Annotated in this window: 17 protein-coding genes and 1 pseudogene; all 18 read right to left on the bottom strand. The window is 36.7% G+C overall.

Translation table 11 applies throughout. The features are described from left to right. Positions 1-106: 106 nt before the first annotated feature. Positions 107-1,576 carry a protein adenylyltransferase SelO gene (locus tag ABID96_RS19925; RefSeq protein ID WP_192604272.1) on the bottom strand — a complete coding sequence of 490 codons (1,470 nt, stop codon included), beginning with the start codon at positions 1,574-1,576 and terminating at the stop codon, positions 107-109. A gap of 220 nt (positions 1,577-1,796) precedes the next feature. Beyond that, complete coding sequence (locus tag ABID96_RS19930; protein WP_192604273.1) at positions 1,797-2,732, bottom strand: response regulator; 936 nt, start codon at positions 2,730-2,732, stop codon at positions 1,797-1,799. Between the two features lie 4 nt (positions 2,733-2,736). Continuing rightward, positions 2,737-4,035, bottom strand: a complete 1,299-nt coding sequence (locus ABID96_RS19935) for an ATP-binding protein (protein ID WP_377897086.1) — start codon at positions 4,033-4,035, stop codon at positions 2,737-2,739. A 134-nt stretch (positions 4,036-4,169) separates the two neighbouring features. Next, positions 4,170-5,861, bottom strand: coding sequence for an NAD-dependent malic enzyme (locus ABID96_RS19940; RefSeq protein ID WP_192604275.1), 1,692 nt, complete (start codon positions 5,859-5,861; stop codon positions 4,170-4,172). Between the two features lie 124 nt (positions 5,862-5,985). Beyond that, positions 5,986-7,422: an aspartate ammonia-lyase gene (gene aspA, locus ABID96_RS19945; RefSeq protein ID WP_192604276.1), complete on the bottom strand. Its 1,437-nt coding sequence runs from the start codon at positions 7,420-7,422 to the stop codon at positions 5,986-5,988. 18 nt (positions 7,423-7,440) lie between these two features. Beyond that, positions 7,441-8,712: a cation:dicarboxylate symporter family transporter gene (locus tag ABID96_RS19950; RefSeq protein WP_088003851.1), complete on the bottom strand. Its 1,272-nt coding sequence runs from the start codon at positions 8,710-8,712 to the stop codon at positions 7,441-7,443. 251 nt (positions 8,713-8,963) lie between these two features. Then, the gene (rpsI, locus tag ABID96_RS19955; protein ID WP_056467505.1) at positions 8,964-9,356 is read right to left on the bottom strand and encodes a 30S ribosomal protein S9; all 393 of its coding nucleotides are present in this window, start codon (positions 9,354-9,356) and stop codon (positions 8,964-8,966) included. 20 nt (positions 9,357-9,376) lie between these two features. Further along, the gene (rplM, locus tag ABID96_RS19960) at positions 9,377-9,814 is read right to left on the bottom strand and encodes a 50S ribosomal protein L13 (protein WP_088003849.1); all 438 of its coding nucleotides are present in this window, start codon (positions 9,812-9,814) and stop codon (positions 9,377-9,379) included. Between the two features lie 157 nt (positions 9,815-9,971). Continuing rightward, on the bottom strand, positions 9,972-10,715 hold the full coding sequence (gene truA, locus ABID96_RS19965; protein WP_192604277.1) for a tRNA pseudouridine(38-40) synthase TruA: 744 nt from the start codon (positions 10,713-10,715) through the stop codon (positions 9,972-9,974). Positions 10,716-10,727: 12 nt separating this feature from the next. Continuing rightward, positions 10,728-11,523: pseudogene (locus ABID96_RS19970) on the bottom strand (energy-coupling factor transporter transmembrane component T family protein). After that, on the bottom strand, positions 11,520-12,386 hold the full coding sequence (locus ABID96_RS19975; RefSeq protein ID WP_192604279.1) for an energy-coupling factor ABC transporter ATP-binding protein: 867 nt from the start codon (positions 12,384-12,386) through the stop codon (positions 11,520-11,522). The pseudogene ABID96_RS19970 and the gene ABID96_RS19975 overlap by 4 nt, the downstream one beginning before the upstream one ends. Beyond that, positions 12,362-13,204, bottom strand: coding sequence for an energy-coupling factor ABC transporter ATP-binding protein (locus tag ABID96_RS19980; protein WP_088003841.1), 843 nt, complete (start codon positions 13,202-13,204; stop codon positions 12,362-12,364). The genes ABID96_RS19975 and ABID96_RS19980 overlap by 25 nt, the downstream gene beginning before the upstream one ends. Positions 13,205-13,316: 112 nt before the next feature. Beyond that, on the bottom strand, positions 13,317-13,679 hold the full coding sequence (gene rplQ, locus ABID96_RS19985; protein ID WP_192604280.1) for a 50S ribosomal protein L17: 363 nt from the start codon (positions 13,677-13,679) through the stop codon (positions 13,317-13,319). Positions 13,680-13,766: 87 nt separating this feature from the next. Then, positions 13,767-14,711 (bottom strand): DNA-directed RNA polymerase subunit alpha, encoded by a 945-nt coding sequence (locus ABID96_RS19990; RefSeq protein ID WP_088003837.1) that lies wholly within the window; start codon positions 14,709-14,711, stop codon positions 13,767-13,769. Between the two features lie 169 nt (positions 14,712-14,880). Next, positions 14,881-15,270 (bottom strand): 30S ribosomal protein S11, encoded by a 390-nt coding sequence (gene rpsK / locus ABID96_RS19995; RefSeq protein WP_088044540.1) that lies wholly within the window; start codon positions 15,268-15,270, stop codon positions 14,881-14,883. A 26-nt stretch (positions 15,271-15,296) separates the two neighbouring features. After that, positions 15,297-15,662 carry a 30S ribosomal protein S13 gene (gene rpsM / locus ABID96_RS20000; RefSeq protein WP_192604281.1) on the bottom strand — a complete coding sequence of 122 codons (366 nt, stop codon included), beginning with the start codon at positions 15,660-15,662 and terminating at the stop codon, positions 15,297-15,299. A 21-nt stretch (positions 15,663-15,683) separates the two neighbouring features. After that, a complete protein-coding gene (gene rpmJ / locus ABID96_RS20005) occupies positions 15,684-15,797 on the bottom strand; it encodes a 50S ribosomal protein L36 (protein ID WP_000868344.1) in 114 nt (37 codons plus the stop codon). 38 nt (positions 15,798-15,835) lie between these two features. Continuing rightward, on the bottom strand, positions 15,836-16,054 hold the full coding sequence (infA, locus tag ABID96_RS20010; protein WP_056467475.1) for a translation initiation factor IF-1: 219 nt from the start codon (positions 16,052-16,054) through the stop codon (positions 15,836-15,838). Positions 16,055-16,194: the final 140 nt, after the last annotated feature.

Consider the following 16,194-nt stretch of genomic DNA (forward strand, 5'->3'; position numbering starts at 1 on the left):
TTTTTTAATTTTTATCTATTAAAATTATGACTTGGACAATTAGATTATTCCTTTTATATCATAAAAAGACTCTCAACCAAACAATAGTTGAGAGTTTTTTTAATCATCATGTTCCACAAAATGTTCGATATGGTTCGTTCGATTGCTCAGGTAATGTTGCAAAAGCACATTGTTCAGGTGAATGTGCAAAAGGTTTAGAGAGCGCACTAAGGAGCTGTGTCATCAAACTCAAATCTCCTTTTTCTGCGGCTTCTAGTGCAGCCTCCACTTTATGATTACGAGGGATTAGGGCAGGATTGCTCGTTCTCATTAATTGAGTTGATTCATCCTCTGTTTCCTTTTGACTGCTTTTTCTTGCTTGCCACTGTTCATTCCATTGTTCAAATTCTTGAGTCCCATAGAGTGTTGTGTCCTCTGGCTTACCAAAAGTTAAGGAAACAAATGTGTTTGTATAGTCTGCTTTATATTTTTGCATCATATTTAGAAGATCTTCAATGAGGGATTCATCCTGCTCTTCTTCGTTAAATAATCCTAGTTTTGCTCTCATTCCCATAAGCCAGTTTGAATGAAAGATCTCAATAAAATTCGAAACTTCAGCTTGGGCTAGTTTCACAGCTTCTTCTTGATCCTCATGAAGTAAAGGTAGTAAAGTTTCAGCAAATCTAGCAAGATTCCAACCTGCAATTAGAGGTTGATTTCCATAAGCGTAACGCCCTTGAGTATCTATTGAACTGAATACTGTTTCGGGATGATATGTATCCATAAAAGCACATGGTCCATAATCGATCGTTTCACCACTAATTGTCATATTATCTGTATTCATTACTCCATGGATAAATCCTACCAACTGCCACTTGGCGATTAATTTCGCCTGACGCTTAATCACTTCTTGAAGTAGTGAAAGATAACGGTTTGGATTATGTTCAATATAAGGATAGTGGCGCCCAATTGTATAGTCGGCTAGCGTCTTCAAATCCTCCATACTGCCCCATTTTGATGCATATTGAAACGTTCCTACTCGAATATGACTGGCAGCTACACGTGTTAATATAGCGCCTGGCAACAAAGTTTCACGTCTAATGACGTCTCCTGTTAAGACCACAGCTAAACTTCGTGTTGAAGGAATTCCAAGTGCATGCATTGCTTCACTTATAATATATTCTCGTAACATCGGTCCGATTGCGGCTCGACCATCTCCACCTCTTGAATATGGCGTTCGACCAGGACCTTTTAGTTGAATATCAACCCGCTCACCTAAAGAGTTAATTTGCTCTCCTATTAATATTGCACGACCGTCACCTAACATGTTGAAATATCCAAATTGATGACCAGCATAAGCTTGTGCGAGCGGCATTGCACCTTCTGGTATTTGGTTACCTGAAAGAACTTCAATCCCTTCAGCACTTTCTAATGCCTGGATATCTAACCCAAGGTCTTTAGCTAATGAATCATTGAGAACCACTAACTTTGGCGAACTAGTTTTGGTTGGATTGATTTTCGTAAAGAACATTTCCGGAAGTCTAGCATAGCTATTATCAAAGTTCCATCCAATATGGTGTTCATTTTTATTCGTCATCATATCTCCTCTTTATTTTATGCCTTTTTAAAATATATACTTCCTCTAAATATATCATACAAAAATACATGCTCATTTAATGAATGTTTGTTATCCATAGCATTTAGTGTTTTCTACTCAAAAGTTATTTATTCTCTAATCAATTCCTTCCACAAGTGTTAAATCAATATAAAAAAATCCCAACCCAAAAGGTTGAGAGCGCATTTTTATTTTCTTTATTCTAATAACCTTCAGTTAGCATTTGTTTAGCCTCAAAATACAATACTTGAATAAACTTCTTAGCATTTACTCTCGTATGCGGTGATGACGTAAGTGATGTTGCAAGCTTTAATTCTGTCATTCGTTGACGCACTGTTTCAAAGTCAAAAAATTTTGAAGCATAATTCTCAAATTTAGGATTCGCAAAGTCAGTAAGACCAATTGATACCATATGGTTTAATGATTGATTAATTGCACGACGAACACGTTGTTCGGATGCTTTCCTCTCTCTTTCTACATCCTCTTGTGTAGCACTCATACCTAATTTCTTTAAACTTATATGAGTATGAATATCCTTCAGAGTAGGGAATCCCGCCTCAAATGTAAGATTTGCTTCATATTCAAATATATAATTAATCATATCGAGTAGGTCCTTGCTGCCATTTTCTCCAGCTATGCCAAGCTCAGATAAAAGAACTTGTCCCCAATCTGTAATCTTCTTTTTCTCAGAAAGAGGTTTTTGATTATGTGATGAGTTCCATTCAAATACATTGCTAAGTGATTTTTGAATATCTAGTATAGATCGTTCTAATCTGATCCGTTCCATCACCTTTCTTATAACCGATATTACTTCAACTTTATTCAAAGGCTTTGTGATGTAATAATCTATTCCGAGAGAATATGCCTCTCCAATGAGCTCTTTAGATTCTACTTGAGAAATCATAATGATTTTCCCGTTAAAAGATGGCCCTATATTTCGAATCGTTTCAATTCCATCTTGATTTGGCATGAGCAAATCGATAAATAGAATATCTACTTTTCTTATTGCTAAAGTATGCGCATCTAGAAATGAACCATCTTCCGCTTCGCCAACAACTTCTCCCAACTCTTCGTCTTCTATAATTTGTGACAACATTGAACGAAATACTTCATCGTCGTCTGTGATATAAAAAAGCATAAACTCAACCTTTCTCGACTAGACTTCGAACCGGTAGTCGGATCATGAAAACACATTCGTGCTCTTTTTGACTAAGTGTTACTTTTCCTCCTAATTCCTCTGCCATTTCTTTTATATAAGATAGACCTATCCCTGTAGACGGTGTTCCATCGCCTCTATACTTTGAGGTGAATCCGGGTTTAAAAATAAGCTCGGTATATTTAGAAGGAACTCCAGGACCATTGTCACTCACTTTACATTCAATCCAATCGTCGTCAGCTTTATCAATTGTAATTATAATCGTCCCTATATTTTCAATTGCTTCAACTGCGTTAGCAACTAAATTGTTGATAAAAGATAGCATTAGGTAAATATGATAATTCGAATGTTTACCGTTTATTTTAGAAACAAACTCTATTTTCTTTCCTAGTAGTGCGGCATACTTCTGATTGCTTCTGATAATAATAAGCGCTAATTCATTTACATTCATATATTCTGGCAAGCTTTCACTTGAAATGAGCTTTGAAAGACCTGCAAAGATTCTCTGATTATCCTTTTTTATTTCATGTACTTCACCTGCGATTCGCAAGGCTTTTTTTCCCCACTCTTCAATTGGATACCCTTGATCATGATTAACTTGATTCATATTACGATATAAATGATAGGATTCCTTTGTGATTGTCTCTGCATTTTGTAGCGTCTTTTTCAAATAAACAGACTCAACATATAAATTGGAAAGGTGCATGAGCATATTCTCATTCTCTCTCCGGGTTTGCGATTCTTTTAATCTTAGTTCGTACAGTTTCATCATATTAATAAAAGCTAAAACAAAAAAGCTACGAAATATAGCAATAATAATAATTTTGTTTAATTCACCTACCGTAAGTTCTGAACCGATTCCAATCAGTTGGAGTATTAGCTCTAAAAGACTAGATGCAATTTCGATTGTTATGCCGAAAAATCCAATCAGTAAAGGATGTTGGAAACGATTTACTCTCAATAGGTAAAACAGAAAAGCATACATTAGATAGTAAAAAAACGTCGGGTATCTTATGGAGAATGAACTATCTAGGCTAAAGTCTGCCAAAACCACCCAGTCCAAACCAACACGAAAGATAAAAACGGCCGCTCCTACAAAAATCCCTAAAACAACGGGTGAAATTTTTCTAAAGTACAATAAAGAAAAAAAGAAAATAGGCGTTCCAAAACTGACACGAAATATATTATCGAATGGATGAAAATTTAATTCACCCGCAATCGGTACGATAATCATTAGCGCAATAACAATCCAGACGTCCTTGTCTTGAAGTTGATCTGGCTTCAATTCTGATACTCCCTGATTTTTGCCAAGAGTACTTCGTTTTGGATTTATAAACACAGTTGCCCTCCATACACTACGTAATTTAATAAGAAAATACAGCTTGTTCATTTAAACAAGCTGTACCGGTACTTTCTATACTATCCAATATAAGCGTTTGTTACAGCTTTAATAGGTCGATATTCAGGTTCCCACATGGCATTTCTTACAGCTTGTTCAATATCATCATGCAGAACGCGAGCTACACCATCGGCTACAGCTGCTTTTGCTACTTCTATCGCAACGACTTCAGAAATTTCACGAAGATTTTCAATTTGCGGAAGTAAAGGTGCACCTAATTTACTAACGTCAATCATCGAAGCCACAGCTTCTGCAGCCGCTGCAAACATTCCGTCAGTTATAATGCGTGCACGAGAAACATTCGTTCCAAGACCAAGCCCTGGGAAAATTAGAGCATTATTAGATTGTCCAATTACATAAACTGTTTTGTTATATGTGACATTAGGAAACGGACTACCAGTTGCCACTAAAGCTCTTCCCTCTGTCCACTGAATTAAATCAGCAGGTTTTGCCTCTGCAAGAGGTGTCGGATTAGACATAGGCATAATAACAGGTCTTTCAACATGTGCTGCCATTTCCTTCACGATTTCTTCAGTGAAAGCCCCTGCTACTGTTGAGGTACCAATTAAAATAGTCGGACGAACTTGACCAACAACTTCTGCTAAGCTTGCTCCTGAATTATTCTCATCTATTGGGCGCGCATATGGTCGCTGGAAGTCGTATAACTCCATATCCTCTGAAAGTAAACCATTTCGGTCAATACACCAAAATCTTCTATTAGCAGCTTCCCATGAAAGCCCCTCGCGTACCATTGCATCACGAACTTGATCGGCTATTCCAATTCCCGCTGTCCCCGCTCCAAACACGACAATACGATGTTCACTTAACGGAATATCAGAAGCACGTACTGCTGCTAACACAGCAGCTAACGAAACAGCTCCAGTACCTTGAATATCGTCATTAAATGTACACACACTATCTCGATACTTCTCTAATATATCTCGCGCATTTTGTGTACCAAAATCTTCCCAATGTAATAATGCATTAGGAAATCTTCTTACTACAGTACTCACAAACTTCTCAATGAAATCATCATAAATATCAGAACGCACCCGAGGATGGCGATTTCCAATATAAAATGGGTTGCTTAAAAGCTCTTCACGATCTGTACCCACATCTAATATGACAGGAAGTACTCTCGCAGGATCGATTCCAGCAGCAGCTGTATAAACGGCTAATTTTCCAATTGCGATATTGATGCCGCCAACTCCCCAGTCACCTATTCCTAAAATACCTTCTCCATCGGTAATAACAACTAAATCAATATCTTCTGCACTAGCACCAAAATTATCAATTGCTTGTTCAATGCCATCAAAATCATTGATTGATAAATACATCCCGCGAGGTCTGCGATATTCATTACTAAAACGTTTGATTGCCATACCAACTGTTGGAGTATAGACAATCGGAAGCATTTCAGGTAAATGATCTGTCAACACACGATAAAATAATATTTCATTTCGGTCATGTAAAGCCGATAACGTAACATTTTTATGCAAATCAGTCGGTTGCGAAGAAAATTGCTCGTAAGCGCGTCGTGCTTGCTCATCTAAAGACAATACTGCTGGTGGCAGTAATCCTGTTAGTCCTAATTCCTTTCGCTCCTCTTCAGTAAAAGCAACGCCTTTATTTAACAACGGGATAGCCATTAGTTCGGCACCACGTAAGGTAGTTTTTACTTCCCCGTTAGAATCTACCTTAAATTTATACATATAATCCCTTCCTTTTTTCCAATCATCATTCATTTTTTAAATTTTTATATGAACCCATTAAGTAGATTTAATTTATGTTAAGCAAAAAAAGGGCTTTTTCGCCCTCTTTTACTAATTCAGTTCATTACTGTCTATCTAATAGAGATGCACCCGCAATACCTGGGTGAGTCATTTCATAAGGATCTAGAATTAAATCAAGTTCTTCTTCTGTTAACACATCATATTTTAAGCATAGCTCACGAATCGGTTGACCAGTTAAAATTGCTTCTCGTGCAATTCGAGCCGCAACTTCATAGCCAATATGCGGATTAACAGCAGTGATGATCCCTACGCTCTTTTCTACATATTCTTTTACTCTTTCTTCATTCGCTTCAATGCCCGTTAAGCAGTAATCTGTAAATGCACGGAATGCATTATTCATAATATTGATTGATTGAAGTAAGTTGAAAACAAGTACTGGCTCCATAACATTTAGTTCTAATTGACCTGCTTCAGATGCTAAACAAATTGTATGATCGTTTCCAATTACTTGAAATGCCACTTGATTAATAACTTCAGCCATAACTGGGTTTACTTTTCCAGGCATAATTGAAGAACCAGGTTGACGTGCAGGTAATGTAATCTCTCCTAAACCTGCTCGAGGACCTGATGCCATTAATCGTAAATCGTTCGCAATTTTAGACATGTTCATCATACATACTTTAAGTGAAGCTGATACTTCCGTGTAAGAATCTGTATTTTGAGTTGCATCTACAAGATGTTCTGCACCTACAAGCGATAAACCACTAATTTCAGCAAGATGTTTTACAACAAGCTCAATATAGCGTGGATCAGCGTTCAAGCCTGTTCCTACCGCTGTTGCCCCCATATTTACTTCATATAAGTGCTGGCGTGATTGCTTAATACGTTTGATATCGCGAGCAATTACTCGAGCATAAGCCTCAAACTCTTGACCTAAACGAATTGGAACAGCATCCTGCAAGTGAGTACGACCCATTTTGATGACATGGTCAAATTCTTTTGCTTTAGACTCAAAAACCTCATGCATATATTCCATTGTTTTTAATAATTTTTCTAGCATATTTAAAGTTGCAATGTGAATTGCAGTCGGAAAAGCATCGTTTGTAGATTGTGACATATTTACATGGCTATTGGGACTAATACAGAAATAGTCTCCTCTTTCTTTACCAATCAATTCTAGAGCACGATTGGCAATGACTTCATTCGCATTCATGTTCATAGAAGTACCCGCACCACCTTGAATTGGGTCTACAATGAAATGATCATGCCATTTGCCATCAATAATTTCTTGAGCTGCATTTACAATGGCCATAGCATTTCCTTCATAAAGGCGCTTTGTTTCCATATTTGCAAGAGCTGCCGCTTTTTTAACAATAGCCAAAGCTTTAATTAATTCTTCATGAATTTTATATCCTGTAATCGGAAAGTTTTCAACAGCACGTAATGTTTGGATTCCATAATAAGCATCCGCAGGCAATTCTTTTTCCCCTAGAAAATCTTTCTCTAACCGAATATTTGGTTTAGTTTCACTAAATGTCATCGTACTCTTCTCCAATCTTTACGCAACTTTCGATTCCTTAACAGAATTCATATATTGCTGCGCTTTATCTTTATCAAATTCGCCTTCCCATTTCGCCATCGTAATGGCTGCTAATGAGTTTCCTAATACGTTTACAGCTGAGCGAATCATATCTAAAATACGGTCTATTCCCGCAATTAATGCGATTCCCTCTAATGGTAATCCCATTGAACCTAGTGTTGCCAGTACAACAACGAACGATGCACCTGGAACACCTGCCATACCTTTTGAGGTTAACATAAGTACAAATAATAATGTAACTTGTTCAAAGAAGGACATGTGTATATTATACATCTGTGCAACAAAAAGTGAAGCAAGTGCTTGATAAATTGCAGAACCAGTTAAGTTAAATGTATATCCAGTCGGAATAACGAATGAAACAATTGCTTTCGGACAGCCAAATTGCTCCATTTTTTTCATAATGTTTGGAAGCACTGCTTCAGAACTCGCTGTTGTAAATGAAAGGATCAGTTCTTCCTTTAAAATTTTAATAAGCGTAAAAATATTTGTTCCTGCCATTTTTGCATTAATACCTAAAATGACAATTGCGAAAAACAGAACAGTTAAATACACAGCTAATACAAGTTTTCCTAGCGGAAGCAATGTACTTACGCCGAACTTAGCAACCGTTACAGCTATTAACGCAAATACCCCAAATGGAGCAGCCTTCATTACTTGGTTTGTTACCCAAAACATTGCTTCTAATACACCTTCAAAGAAATGTAATACTGGCTTACCTTTGTCTCCAATTGCAGCAACCCCTAAACCAAATAGAACTGAGAAGAAAATAATCGGTAAAAGGTCACCTTGTGACATAGATTCAAACACATTCTTTGGAAAAATATGAACAATCGTCTCTGCGAAGCCTTTGTTTTGTGTAGCAGTAGCTGTTTGTTCATATGCGGATATATCTCCTTTTTGTAGATGATCCATATCGATTCCTGTACCAGGATGGAACAAGTTAGCAGCCAATAATCCAATTCCTAATGCAATCGTTGTAATTACTTCGAAATAAAGTAGCGTTTTACCACCAAGTTTTCCTAACTTTTTTATATCACCCACACCTGCAACTGCAACAATCAGTGCTGCTATTACAATCGGCATAACAATCATTTTTATTAAGTGAATGAAAATATCACCAATCGGTGCAATATAAGCTATTGCTGTTTCGTTTCCGTAAAATATAGCCCCAACCACGATTCCTAATATAAGAGCAACAAAAATTTGCGTAGCTAATCCAAATTTCTTCATGAACATCCCCCTTGTGAACGCTTTCAAATTGAAATAATTAATACTTAACTAAGTCTAAAAGCAAAACTACAAAACAATACAGAAACCTACAGATTGATTCGAAAAAATTTTGAGGAACAAAAAAGCCCAACCAGTTGGTTGAACTTACTAGAATATTTCGTATATCATTCACGTATTTATAATAAACATACTGATTCTAAATGAAAAAAGCTCTTCTCCACTGAGTGGAAAAGAGCTTTGTAAAAATAAAATTAACGTTTTGAGAACTGAGGAGCTCTACGTGCACCTTTAAGACCGTATTTTTTACGCTCTTTCATACGTGCATCACGAGTTAATAATCCAGCGCGTTTTAAAGTTCCGCGGTATTCAGGATCAACTTGTAATAATGCTCTAGAGATACCGTGACGAATTGCACCAGCTTGACCAGTGTATCCACCGCCGTTAACGTTTACTAGAATATCATAGCTACCTAAAGTTTCAGTTGCAACAAGTGGTTGTTTAACAACTTCTCTTAATGCAGCGAATGGGATGTAATCTTCAAAATCACGACCGTTAATGATAACGCGTCCTTCGCCAGGAACTAAACGTACACGAGCTACTGAGCTTTTACGACGTCCTGTGCCATAGTATTGTACTTGTGCCATGTGAATGCCTCCTTTTATAATTATCCGCGAAGTTCGTAAACTTCTGGTTTTTGTGCTTGGTGTGGATGCTCGTTACCAGCATACACGTGTAATTTTTTAACTTGAGCACGTCCAAGACGTCCTTTTGGAAGCATACCTTTAACAGCTAATTCAAGCATTTTAACTGGGTAGTTAGTACGCATTTCTAAAGCAGTACGCTCTTTTAAACCACCAGCATACATTGTGTGACGGTAGTAAATTTTGTTGTTTAATTTATTTCCTGTTAATTCAACTTTCTCAGCATTGATGATGATTACGTTATCACCTGAGTCAATGTGTGGTGTGAAAGTTGGTTTGTGTTTTCCACGAAGTAAAGCAGCTACTTCAGTTGCAAGACGACCTAAAGTTTTACCTTCAGCGTCAACAACGAACCACTTACGTTCAACTTCGCTAGCTTTTGCCATATAAGTTGTGCGCATTCTATTTTCCTCCTAATACAATATACTTAAAGTAAAATTGTTTTTATTGTTTATCTTAACACGACTGGTTCCGGGGCTAATCGTGGTTTCTTAAAACAATACCGTATTTAATATTAAACAATCTACCTTCTAATGTCAAGCAAATGTTACACCAGGATTAGTTGTTATAATCTACTTTCCATAAAAATAATCCATGTGGCGGTGAAGTCTTGCCAGCAAAGCTTCGATCACGCGCTTCTAAAGCGATTTTCACACTCATTACATCGCGTTTTCCTTGCCCCACTTCGAGTAATGTTCCAACAATTATTCTTACCATATTATAAAGAAAACCATTTCCGACAAGCTTAATAACGATTCCTTGTTCTTCTTTCGTAATCGTTCCTTCATAAATTGTCCGAACCTTATCTTTTATATCAGTATTTGAAGCACAGAATGAACTGAAGTCATGGGTTCCAATTAAGTATTGAAGTGCTTCCTGCATCTTCCCAAAATCTAGTTCGTATGGGAAAAAATAATGTTGGTTTCTCGAAAAAATATTTTCTTCTGTTTCATTCCAAATAACATATCTGTATTCTTTTTGAACAACATCAAAGCGTGAATGAAACGTCGGTTCTACGATCGTAACTGACTTAATATATATATCCTTTGGTAATTGTGCATTTAATGCCTTTTTCCATTGGTCTGGTTCGAGATTATATTCACTATCAAAATGAATAACTTGTCCAACTGCATGTACTCCTGTGTCTGTACGACCAGAAGCGTGGATACGTATTGGCATTCCTTTATGCATCCTAGTCAGTACTTTTTCAATATCTGTTTGAACAGTACGTTGATTAGGTTGAACTTGATACCCATTAAAAAGTGTACCTTCATATGCGATTATACATTTTATACGATTCATTTCACTTCTCCATTACTTACGTAAAAACAATAATAATAAAAATAGAATGACTAAAATAACAAGACATAAAGTATCACTCATTTTCCACTTCATAATCCGAAACTTAGTTCTTCCTTCTCCACCTTGATATCCTCTGGCCTCCATCGCAATAGCTAAGTCCTCAGCCCTCTTAAAAGAATGAATGAATAATGGTACTAGTAATGAAACTAATGCCTTTAGACGCTCTTTTATAGGTCCTGAAGAAAAATCTACACCTCTTGACGACTGAGCCTTCATAATCTTTTCAGTTTCCTCCATCAAAGTCGGAATAAAACGTAACGAAATTGACATCATTAAAGCCATTTCGTGAACAGGCAAACCAAATCGCTTAAAAGGATGGAATAATGATTCTAAACCATCAGTTATTTCGATTGGTGTTAGTTGTTAAAGTTAGTATTGTTGTAATTGAAACTAGAAGGAAAAATCGGACTGATATAAAAATCCCTTGAATGATTCCTTCTTTATGAATTTCTAACCAACCATACTCATATAATAGTGGTCCTTCTTTATTTGTAAATACATGAAGAATAAACGTAAATAAAACTAACCACCAAATTGTTTTAAGACCTCTTATATAGTAGCTCATAGGTACTTTTGACAATAGAACTGAGGTCATCACAAATACGAATAAAATAGAATACGTTATTAAATTATTTGCAAAGAAGACAATAAAAATAAAAAGGAACATCGTCAGAAGCTTAGCTCTTGCATCTAAACGATGAATCAGCGAATCAATTGGTATATATTTACCGATAATTAAACCATTCATGTAGTTTCCCCATTGTAAAGATTTGCTATATAATCTGCAAGTTGCTCTAATGTTAAACTAGTAGCTTGTTTCTCGATCCCTAATCTATGATTTAATTCTTGATGGAATTTTAATGATAAAGGGATTTGTAATCCGATTGCTTCTAATTCCTTCTCATATGAGAATACCTCTAACGGGCTTCCTTTTAAGTATGTAGTGCCCTTTTGAAGCACATGAATCGTATCAGCGTATCTTGCAGCATCTTCCATGCTATGTGTCACTAAGATGATTGTAAGGCCATTTTCTTTATGTAATTGATAAAACATATCCATAAGCGCTTTTTGGCCACTAGGATCAAGTCCAGCAGTTGGCTCATCTAATACAAGTACATCCGGCTCCATCGCTAATACGCCAGCAATGGCAATTCTCCTCATCTGTCCACCACTTAACTCAAAAGGTGACTTAAATAAGTAATCTTCGTTTAATCCTACTTTTTCGATTAAGATTCTAGCTCTTTTTTTTGCTTCTTCTTCTGAAACACCAAAATTCATAGGTCCAAAACAAATATCTTTTTCTACTGTTTCTTCAAATAATTGTTGTTCTGGAAACTGAAAAACTAATCCCACTTTTTTACGTAGTGATTTTAATTTCTTATTTTTTTTATCTGAATTGAGGGTAATATCATCTATTCTAGCTATCCCCTCAGTAGGTTGTAAGAGGCCATTTAAATGTTGTAGAAAAGTTGATTTACCTGAGCCTGTGTGACCTATTACAGCGTAGTAAGAACCATCAGGAATGGAAACATCTATTTCATGTAATGCACGATACGAAAAAGGCGTATTAGGCTGATAAGTATATCCTACTTTTTCAAAAGTAATTTGCATAATTCGCTCACCAAACTTTCTTGCGCTAAATGGTCTTGCTTAATAGGTAAACCCTTGTCTACTAGTAGCTTAGAAAGGTTATTTGTAAAAGGAGATGCTAATCCAAGTGATTCTAATGAATACTCGGTTGTTAAGAGTTCCTCAGGCGTCACACTTTGAACTAGATGACCATCATGCATGATTAGTATACGATCAGCGTGTACTGCTTCTTCAATGTCATGTGTAATCGATATAACAGTCATATTAATGTCCTTATGTAGGTTACGGATCGTTTCAATCACTTCTTTACGTCCAAATGGATCTAACATAGAAGTTGCCTCATCCAAAATTAAAATACTCGGTTGTATAGCAAGAGCACCTGCAATGGCAACTCTTTGTTTTTGGCCACCAGAGAGGGAATGTGGCTCATGTAATTTAAATTCCATCATATTAACGATATTTAACACTTCTTGAACTCTGCGATCCATTTCGGCCTTTTCAATGCCATGGTTTTCTAATCCAAAAGCTATATCATCTAATACAGTTGTTCCAACAAACTGATTATCAGGATTTTGAAAAACCATCGCTATTCTTTTTCGCACGTCCCATATCGTTTCCTCAGCTAAAATAATTTCATCATCTATTGTAATAGTACCTTCTTCAGGAAGAATTAGACCATTTAATAATTTAGCTAAAGTTGACTTACCTGATCCATTTCTCCCTACAATCGCGATCCATTCATTTTCTTTTATTTCGAAAGATACTGAGTGAACTGCATTTGTTTGAGCATTTGGATATTTAAAGGATATATTATCTACTTTAATACTATCTTTTCTCATGATTTCACCTATAATTCTTGTTTGTTTATAGATATATAATAGTCTAAAAGTAAATATAAAAAAAGGGCAACGACATGTTTACAATAAACGTCGAGCCCTTTAGTAACGAATATTAAACTAATTCGATAACAACCATTGGTGCTGCGTCTCCACGACGAGGACCAATTTTAGCGATACGAGTGTATCCACCTTGGCGCTCAGTGTAACGAGGAGCAACGTCAGCGAATAATTTTTGTAATGCGTCTTGACCAGTCTCAACGTTAGCAACTTCATTACGGATGTAAGCAGCAGCTAGACGACGAGCGTGTAAGTCTCCACGTTTACCTAAAGTAATCATTTTTTCAACAACAGAACGTAATTCTTTCGCACGAGTTTCAGTTGTTTGAATACGTTCGTTGATGATTAAGTCAGTAGCTAAGTCACGTAACATAGCTTTACGTTGTGAACTAGTACGTCCTAATTTTCTGTATCCCATTTCTAGTTCCCTCCTTTGTAGGTAGTATCAAAATTGGGTCATATAGACTAGATGAAGAGAACGCCTCTCCCTTTATCAAAGCAACAGTCAGTCTTCTTTACGTAGGCCTAAACCTAATTCTTCTAACTTGTGTTTCACTTCTTCTAAAGACTTACGACCTAAGTTACGTACTTTCATCATGTCTTCTTCTGTCTTATTAGCAAGCTCTTGTACTGTATTAATACCAGCTCGCTTTAAACAGTTATATGAACGAACAGAAAGATCAAGTTCTTCAATCGTCATTTCAAGTACTTTATCTTTTTGATCTTCTTCTTTTTCGACCATGATTTCTGCATTTTTAGCTTCGTCAGTTAAACCTACAAAAATGTTTAAGTGTTCAGTTAGAATTTTTGAACCAAGTGCAATTGCATCTTTAGGTCCAATACTTCCATCAGTCCAAACATCAAGTGTTAACTTATCGAAATTTGAAACCTGTCCCACACGTGTATTTTCTACTTGGTATGTGACACGAGACACTGGAGTATAAATCGAGTCGATAGGAATAACACCTATTGCTTGATCCTCTCTCTTATTACCATCTGCAGGGATGTATCCACGACCACGTCTAGCAGTTAGACGGATACGAAGATGAGCATCTTTAGCAAGAGTCGCAATATGAAGATCTGGATTCAGAACTTCAACATCGCTATCATGCGTAATGTCAGCTGCAGTAATCGGTCCTTCACCGCGTACATCAATTTCTAATGTTTTGTCTTCCTCTGAATAAATCTTCAGAGCAAGTTTTTTCACATTAAGAATAATTGTTGTAACGTCTTCTACAACTCCTTCAACTGTAGAAAACTCATGTAACACACCATCAATTTGAATAGCGGTTACAGCGGCACCAGGAAGTGAGGATAAAAGGATACGACGTAAGGAGTTACCTAGCGTTGTACCATATCCACGCTCAAGTGGTTCAATAACGAATTTACCGTACTTGGAATCGTCACTGATCTCAACCGTTTCGATTTTCGGCTTTTCGATTTCAATCATTTTATAAACCCTCCTTCAAAACGTCGAAACCCTCGGTTAGACAATAATGCTAACCGAAAGTCCCCATTAGGCAGTTCCTAATTGTGCACAACAAGAGATGTCTGTTAATATTTGCCAAACATATATCATAATCCATTATAGACAATTTTTGAAAACTTATACAGACAAATTATACACGACGACGTTTTGGTGGACGGCATCCGTTATGTGGAACTGGAGTAACGTCTCTGATAGCAGTTACTTCAAGACCAGCAGCTTGAAGAGCACGGATAGCAGCCTCACGACCAGCGCCAGGACCTTTAACCGTTACGTCAAGAGTTTTTAAACCATGTTCCATAGATGCTTTCGCAGCTGTTTCAGCAGCCATTTGTGCAGCAAAAGGTGTAGATTTACGAGAACCTCTGAATCCTAATGATCCTGCACTTGACCATGAAATCGCGTTACCATGAACATCAGTAATTGTTACGATAGTGTTGTTGAAAGTTGAACGAATATGAGCTGTACCAGCTTCAATATTCTTTTTCACACGACGTTTACGTACGTTTGTTTTACGTGCCATGTTGAATACCCTCCTTTACTTAAATATTATTTCTTTTTATTCGCTACTGTACGGCGTGGGCCTTTACGAGTACGCGCATTGTTTTTAGTATTTTGACCACGAACAGGTAAGTTACGGCGGTGACGGATACCACGGAAAGAACCAATTTCGATTAGACGTTTAATGTTTAAAGAAACTTCACGACGAAGATCCCCTTCAACTTTTAACTTATCAACTAATTCACGAATTTTACCTAATTCTTCTTCTGTTAAATCACGCACACGTGTTTCTTCTGAAATTCCAGCTTCAGCTAAGATTTTTTCAGAAGTTGAACGACCGATACCGTATACATAAGTTAAAGAAACTACCACGCGTTTGTCGCGGGGAATGTCTACACCAGCAATACGAGCCATTTAGGTGCACCTCCTTCTTTATTAACCTTGTTTTTGTTTATGTTTTGGATTTTCACAAATTACCATTACTTTACCACGTCTGCGAATAACTTTACATTTCTCACAGATTGGTTTTACTGATGGTCTCACTTTCATGATTTAAACCTCCTTGTAGATTACGGAGTGCATAATTATTATTTAAAACGGTACGTAATACGACCACGAGTTAAATCATATGGAGATAGTTCAACAGTTACCTTGTCACCAGGAAGAATTCGAATGAAGTTCATACGAATTTTACCAGAAACGTGTGCTAGAACAACATGACCATTTTCTAATTCAACTTTGAACATCGCATTCGGAAGTGTTTCCGTAACGGTACCTTCAATTTCAATTACATCATCTTTCGCCATTAGGGCATTCTCCTTTCTTCAAATCAGTAGCTTGCTGTAGGCAAACATACGCTTAGGAATATTAAGCCAAAGTGCTCTGATATGTTGGAGATTAATTGGCCTACATAAGTAAGAAAATCTTTCTGTCAGTAGTATAGGAT

The sequence above is a fragment of the Gottfriedia sp. OAE603 genome (genome assembly GCF_040543965.1).
Lineage (GTDB): Bacteria > Bacillota > Bacilli > Bacillales > Bacillaceae_G > Gottfriedia > Gottfriedia solisilvae.

What these genes read in the sequence shown, in the direction of transcription:
- infA (WP_056467475.1), bottom strand. Translation starts at nt 16,054, where the DNA reads ATGGCGAAAGATGATGTAATTGAAATTGAAGGTACCGTTACGGAAACA.
- rplM (WP_088003849.1), bottom strand. Translation starts at nt 9,814, where the DNA reads ATGCGCACAACTTATATGGCAAAAGCTAGCGAAGTTGAACGTAAGTGG.
- ABID96_RS19990 (WP_088003837.1), bottom strand. Translation starts at nt 14,711, where the DNA reads ATGATTGAAATCGAAAAGCCGAAAATCGAAACGGTTGAGATCAGTGAC.
- rpsM (WP_192604281.1), bottom strand. Translation starts at nt 15,662, where the DNA reads ATGGCTCGTATTGCTGGTGTAGACATTCCCCGCGACAAACGCGTGGTA.
- rpsI (WP_056467505.1), bottom strand. Translation starts at nt 9,356, where the DNA reads ATGGCACAAGTACAATACTATGGCACAGGACGTCGTAAAAGCTCAGTA.
- ABID96_RS19925 (WP_192604272.1), bottom strand. Translation starts at nt 1,576, where the DNA reads ATGACGAATAAAAATGAACACCATATTGGATGGAACTTTGATAATAGC.
- ABID96_RS19980 (WP_088003841.1), bottom strand. Translation starts at nt 13,204, where the DNA reads ATGAGAAAAGATAGTATTAAAGTAGATAATATATCCTTTAAATATCCA.
- rpmJ (WP_000868344.1), bottom strand. Translation starts at nt 15,797, where the DNA reads ATGAAAGTGAGACCATCAGTAAAACCAATCTGTGAGAAATGTAAAGTT.
- ABID96_RS19975 (WP_192604279.1), bottom strand. Translation starts at nt 12,386, where the DNA reads ATGCAAATTACTTTTGAAAAAGTAGGATATACTTATCAGCCTAATACG.
- truA (WP_192604277.1), bottom strand. Translation starts at nt 10,715, where the DNA reads ATGAATCGTATAAAATGTATAATCGCATATGAAGGTACACTTTTTAAT.
- ABID96_RS19950 (WP_088003851.1), bottom strand. Translation starts at nt 8,712, where the DNA reads ATGAAGAAATTTGGATTAGCTACGCAAATTTTTGTTGCTCTTATATTA.
- aspA (WP_192604276.1), bottom strand. Translation starts at nt 7,422, where the DNA reads ATGACATTTAGTGAAACTAAACCAAATATTCGGTTAGAGAAAGATTTT.
- ABID96_RS19940 (WP_192604275.1), bottom strand. Translation starts at nt 5,861, where the DNA reads ATGTATAAATTTAAGGTAGATTCTAACGGGGAAGTAAAAACTACCTTA.
- rpsK (WP_088044540.1), bottom strand. Translation starts at nt 15,270, where the DNA reads ATGGCACGTAAAACAAACGTACGTAAACGTCGTGTGAAAAAGAATATT.
- rplQ (WP_192604280.1), bottom strand. Translation starts at nt 13,679, where the DNA reads ATGGGATACAGAAAATTAGGACGTACTAGTTCACAACGTAAAGCTATG.
- ABID96_RS19930 (WP_192604273.1), bottom strand. Translation starts at nt 2,732, where the DNA reads ATGCTTTTTTATATCACAGACGACGATGAAGTATTTCGTTCAATGTTG.